The following is a 2835-nucleotide window of genomic DNA, read 5'->3' as shown; positions in this document are numbered from 1 at the left end:
GGCGACAAAATCGCCGGCATATACCTCCGCCTCTTCCACCATGATCGCCGGCGCATCTCCGCGGAGACCGACAAACCCCCGCAAGGAGAGGACCGGCGCCGCCAAGTCCGCATCTTGCTGCAGGGATTGCACGAGGCCGCTGTTCCATGTATCCTGGTGACGGATATAATCCTCCCAAACGCCGGGATACCAAATGCCATTTTCCTGAAGGGTTCGGCGGTACGCCGTGAAGATTTCGGCCGGCTTGCCGTCGGCCAGAATGCTTCCGTCCGGCGCGAACAGAACGATCCGGTCGACCCAGTTCACGATTTCTTCGATCCGGTGCTCGACGATCAGCACGGTCCGTCCGGCCGATACTCCGCGAACCGCCTCCCAAATTTGCTGTCTCCCCTCGGGGTCCAGCAGCGCCGAGGGTTCATCCAGCAGAAGCACTTCCGGTTCCAGCAGAAGGACCGAAGCGAGCGCGAGCCGCTGCTTCATCCCCAGGGACAGCCGTTCAATCGGAGTGTGCAGCTCTTCAAGGTCCAGGCCGACCCGTCCGAGCGCCTCCCGCATCCGCGGCACCATATCCTTCCTGGCTACTTGGCGGTTCTCCAGCACAAACGCCAGCTCCTCATCGACATACGGCATGCAGAACTGGGTATCCGGGTCCTGAAATACATACCCGCACGAGCGGGGCTTCCGAATGTCCGCATATTTGAGCGGAACGTCAATGACCGCCGGAATCAACCCGCCGAGCACCTGCAGCAGCGTCGATTTCCCGCATCCGCTTGGGCCGAGCAGAAGCACTTTTTCCCCGGCCGGCACGGACAGGGAAACATCCTTGAACACGAACGCCTTCTCACCCGGAAACTTCAGGCGCAGGTCCGTTACCGAAACGGCAATTTGCCCGCTCCCTTGATCCGCCCTTTGATCCGCTCCTTGACCCGTCTCATCCACCGCCGAATGCTGCATCGTCACGACACCCCGGTTAGTCTCAGTCATGATCGAGCGCTTCATAATCCTTGGCTGTCACCGGCCGGAGCAGCTGGGTTACTCCGGTTGCTTCCAAAGCTTTGGTCAGGGCATACGCCAGGTACCCTGCGAGTACCGCCGAGCTGATTAACCGCATCACGTACTTGAACACGATCATCCATGTCGTATAGTCCGTGACGTAGCCGTAGTACACATCCACCAGGAATGATCCCAATCCCGAAGCCATACCGGCCAGCGCCGCTACCCCCATGGAGAATTTGCGGTAGCGGAACAGGGCGAAGATCAGCTCCGCGGCAAGACCTTGCGCCACGCCGTAAATCGCCAGCTGAAGGCCCCATTCACTGCCGAACAGAATTTCTACGTGAGCCGCGGCAACCTCGGCCAGGAGGGCTACGCCGGGCTTGCGGATCAGCAGCGCGGCAAGCGTCGAAGCGAGGAACCACATGCCGTACATCAGCTCATCCGCTTAGGAAAAACAGCGGCTTGAACAAGTCGTTCACCGAACCCCAAAAATGGTACACCACCCGATCACGAGGGAGAGCAGAATCGTCACGAGTAGGTCGCTGAGCTTCAGCCCCTTCGGCCGATCCATCTGCATCGTACTGCTGTTCATTTGACAACATCCTTTCTTTTTCCAAAATTGGGCAATAAAAAAACCCCCTGGATAAGCGAGGGAGATCGTCAAATAAGCCCATAAAAGGACTTGAATTCTCTACGCTGGCATTATCCAGATCAGATTCCCGGTCAGCAGCGGTTCATTAGCTGCACTCTCAGCCCGATTCGCTCGAGCTCCCGTATTCCCATATGTACACAGATGAACGCAAGGCGCGGCATCGCCGGCTCCTGGTCCCGGAGCCATCGCCGTCCAAGGCGATGAGATGCTTGGGTTCGATTCCGTGTAACAGGCACCTCGCCGCGATGAGTCGGCATCGGGCCCGTATTGATTCCAAAATACATGATCCTCGAAGGATTGGCAATACCATTTTTCTCCGGGGCGGTTTCCAGCATTGGTTGCATATTGATTTGATAGCCGTTCTATGTCAATATATTCAGAGTGCTACAGGCACGTATGGAAGGGAGATTAGGCATGACAAAGAAATTACTGCGGCTCATGACAGAGCTCTCCTCGCGAAAGTGGCTCTCTTCCATGATGGGACGCTTCTCGCACAGCCGGCTCAGCAGAGGGGTCATCCCTACTTTTATCAAAAGCTATCAGATCCCGGCGCATGAAGCGGAGAAAGAAATCTATGAATACCGCACGCTCAATGAATTTTTTCCCGGCGGCTGAAGCCTTATTCGGTGGCGGAGCTGCTTAATTTCTCTCCCCACCTGGAGTTATATAAACATGGCTATGTCTTTGTGCTGTACCTCAGCCCTACCGACTACCACCGGATCCACTCTCCAATCACAGGCGTGAAGGTGGAGAGCGAGCATATCAAGGGACGATGCTACCCGGTCAATGATTTTGGCATGACCCAGATGAAATCCGTGCTGTGCCGCAATGAGAGGCTGATAACGTATATCAAGGGAGCCCTGGGAGAAGTCGCGGTCGTCAAAGTCGGCGCCATGAATGTCAGCAGCATCCGCTACGACGACGAAACCGCCAATTCCTGGCGTAACGGCGATCCGCTCGCCTATTTTGAGTTCGGTTCGACCGTCGTGCTGCTGATCCAGGACGGCGCGTTCACCCCGCGGACAGACCTCCGGACCGGAGATCATGTCCGCATGGGCCAGCTGCTCGGTCAGCTGCACCCGCCTAAAGGCTGAACCGGAAGCGAATCCGGCTCAGCCTTTTTTGCTTAGGAGCGCGAGCATAATCCGCTGAAACCCACCGGCCCGGAAGCAGCTGCTTAGCCTTCA

At 57.0% G+C, this 2835-nt stretch carries 1 protein-coding gene, 2 pseudogenes and 1 riboswitch; of the genes and pseudogenes, 1 reads left to right on the top strand and 2 read right to left on the bottom strand.

What is annotated here, in order from left to right:
• Both CPT76_RS34340 and CPT76_RS34335 read right to left on the bottom strand, forming a co-directional pair.
• Window positions 1–984, bottom strand: a 984-nt coding sequence (locus tag CPT76_RS34340) for an ABC transporter ATP-binding protein (protein WP_258169079.1), incomplete at its 3' end; no start/stop codon positions are given.
• Window positions 977–1573, bottom strand: a pseudogene (locus tag CPT76_RS34335) (ECF transporter S component). The pseudogene CPT76_RS34335 and the gene CPT76_RS34340, both read right to left, overlap by 8 nt.
• Before the next feature lie 94 nt (window positions 1574–1667).
• Window positions 1668–1781, bottom strand: a riboswitch (TPP riboswitch).
• A 281-nt stretch (window positions 1782–2062) separates the two neighbouring features.
• Between CPT76_RS34335 and CPT76_RS34330 the strand changes: the two are divergent.
• Window positions 2063–2742, top strand: a pseudogene (locus CPT76_RS34330) (phosphatidylserine decarboxylase).
• Window positions 2743–2835: the final 93 nt, after the last annotated feature.

It is taken from the genome of Paenibacillus sp. AR247 (assembly GCF_002968895.1).
In the GTDB taxonomy this organism is placed as follows: Bacteria; Bacillota; Bacilli; order Paenibacillales; family Paenibacillaceae; genus Paenibacillus_AQ; species Paenibacillus_AQ favisporus.
This window is presented reverse-complemented; position numbering and strand designations above follow the sequence as displayed.